This window comes from Streptomyces sparsus, assembly GCF_054776295.1.
The window spans coordinates 1-2358 of sequence record NZ_BAAHCA010000783.1 but is presented as its reverse complement, the minus strand read 5'-3'; the positions used below and the strand labels follow the sequence as shown (position 1 = coordinate 2358).

Sequence of the window (2358 nt, the reverse complement as noted above, 5' to 3'; positions counted from 1 at the left end):
CACCGCGGCGTCGTCGGCCTGCTCGACGGCGTCGGCGAGTCCGTGGCAGGGCACCGGTGTCACCGACACTCCGGCGGCGAAGTCCTCGATCAGCCGCCGCTGGTAGGGGCTGCCCGTGGTCGCCGGTGTCGCCCACACGGCGACCGGACCGCCGCTCGCAGCGGCGGGCTTGACCGCGGGAACGGTGCCGATCACCGGGAGGGCGGGCTCCAGTTCGGCGCGCAGGGTGCCCAGGGCGTGCACCGACGCGGTGTTGCAGGCGACGATCAGCGCGTCCGGTCGCTGCTCGGCCGCGGCTCTGGCGCACAGCAGGGCGTGCTCGGTGATGTCGGCCGGGGTGCGCGGGCCCCACGGCATGCCGTCCGGGTCGCACGACAGGACCAGGTCGGCGTCCGGTCGGAGGCGCCGCACCGCGGCGGCGGCGGGAAGCAGTCCGATCCCGGAGTCGATCAGCGCGATTTTCACAGGCTCAGGGTACGCGGCCGGCCGTCGCGCCACCGAGGGAGGTGACGCGGCGGCGGAGGCTCACTTGCGTCCGGGCGTCCACTGCATGCCCCAGCCGTAGGCGTGGTCCACGGTGCGCTGCGGGCTGACGCCGCGCTCCGGCACGAGGTAACGCGCTTCCCGCTGCACGACCAGGTCACCGCCGTTGTTGGTGAGCAGGGCGAGCGCGCACACGGTCGACGGCACCGTGCACTCGTCGAGCGAGAAGTCGACCGGCGCACCGTGCTGCGGGGTCAGCGTGACCGAGGCGTTGAGGTTGGCGAAGCTGCGGGCGCCCTCGTAGACGGTGACGAAGATGAGAACGCGGCGCAGGTCCCGGATGTGGTCCAGGTTGACGGTGAGGTTCTCCCCGCTGTCCAGGGCCCCGGTGCGGTCGTCGCCGTCGAGGTGGACGTACGGCGGCTGGTGGAGCGAGCCGAACGCGTTGCCCAGTGCCTGCACCACGCCCTTGCGGCCGTCGCTGAGTTCGTAGAGCGCGCACAGGTCGAGGTCGAGGTCGGAGTGGGCTGCCATCGCCCGGCCGAGCTTCTGCCCCCATCCCTTGAACTGCTTGCGCACCTGCCAGTTGAGGTTGACCCGAAGCGACCCGGAGGTGCCGCCCTGCTTGGTGAGCGAGACCGAGGGTGCTTCCTTCGTCAGCGTCACCTTCGTCAGCCGTACCGGCGCGGGAGCCGGGGCCGCAGCGGGGGCGGGAGGCGCCGGAGCCGCAGGGGCAGGGGCGGGGGGCGCGGCGGCCGGCTCGTCGCCGGAGATGCCGAAGTCGCTTGCCAGGCCGGCCAGTCCGCTGTCGTAGCCCTGGCCGACGGCGCGGAACTTCCAACCGCCCTGCCTGCGGTAGAGCTCACCGAGCACGAAGGCCGTCTCCGGGCCGGCGTCCTCGCTGTCGAACCGGGCGATCTCCCGGCCGTCGGCCGCGTCCAGCACCCGTACGTAGAGGCCCGGCACCTGCCCGAACGTGCCGCCGTCGGCGGACACCGCCAGCACCACCGTCTCCACGGACGGCTCGACCTGGGCCAGGTCCACCGCGAGGGTGTCGGTGACGGCCGGTCCCGCGGGTTGTTTGCCCTCGTGCCGCACGGCCCCGGAGGCGTGCGACGGCTGGTTGTAGAAGACGAAGTCGCTGTCCGAGCGGACCTTTCCGGCACTCAGCAGCAGTGCCGAGGCGTCGACGTCGGGCACTCCCGGCCCCGCGGACCACCCGGTCTCCACCCGGACGGCAGCGGCCGGTACGGGGGTGTTGGTCCCCTTGCGCATGGTCATACTGCTCCCCCTCAAGATGGCTGCGGTTCTCCACCGCACTGTCCTGCTCGGCCAGGTCCAACCTAATCCAACGCCGTCGCCGGTCCACCGACGGCTTCCGGTAAGCCGGGAAGGGCCCGCCGGGCGGCGCGTCCGACAGGGGGCTTGCGGGCCCGCACCCGACGAAGAGGCGCTCTATTACCCCAGGTTGAGACGATCATGCGACCGATTTGCAGAGGTTCGCTCGTATTAGGGACACGCAGTCCCACGGAACCCGTGAAAAGACCCCCTTACCGGGCTCCTCATCCGGCACTTCTTCCGCTTAACTTATGGAGCATGACCTCCCCCTCCCTCGGCAGCAGCTACGGCGGCTACGGCGGTGGCTACTACGCCACCCCCTCCTTCGCCGACACGCCCATCTACGACAGCCTGGTGGCAGAGCGGGGCACCCCGCAGATCGCGCCCATCCGGGTTCCGGCCGCGTACGACACCGGCAACCACCTGCCCGCTCTGCAGTCCGCGCTCCCGGCGCTGGCCGGGCCGGGCGCAGGGGCCTCCTCCTACGCCGCCCCTCGCGGCTACCAGGCTCCCGCCCCGCAGCCGGCGCCGCTCCAG

General features: G+C 72.2%; 3 protein-coding genes. 1 reads left to right on the top strand and 2 read right to left on the bottom strand.

What is annotated here, in order from left to right; genetic code table 11:
- Both ACYVE9_RS23330 and ACYVE9_RS23325 read right to left on the bottom strand, forming a co-directional pair.
- Nucleotides 1-465 (bottom strand): glutamate racemase (locus tag ACYVE9_RS23330; RefSeq protein ID WP_461029861.1); only part of this gene is annotated, 465 nt, incomplete at its 3' end.
- A gap of 60 nt (nt 466-525) precedes the next feature.
- Entirely contained in the window at nt 526-1764 is a 1239-nt protein-coding gene (locus ACYVE9_RS23325; protein WP_461029860.1) for a TerD family protein, read from the bottom strand.
- Nucleotides 1765-2079: 315 nt separating this feature from the next.
- Here ACYVE9_RS23325 and ACYVE9_RS23320 point away from each other — a divergent pair.
- Nucleotides 2080-2358 (top strand): DUF6643 family protein (locus tag ACYVE9_RS23320; protein WP_461029859.1); only part of this gene is annotated, 279 nt, incomplete at its 3' end.

Bases quoted from the DNA above. Each gene is read 5' to 3' on its own strand.
- ACYVE9_RS23325 (WP_461029860.1), bottom strand. From the start codon at position 1,764: ATGACCATGCGCAAGGGGACCAACACCCCCGTACCGGCCGCTGCCGTC.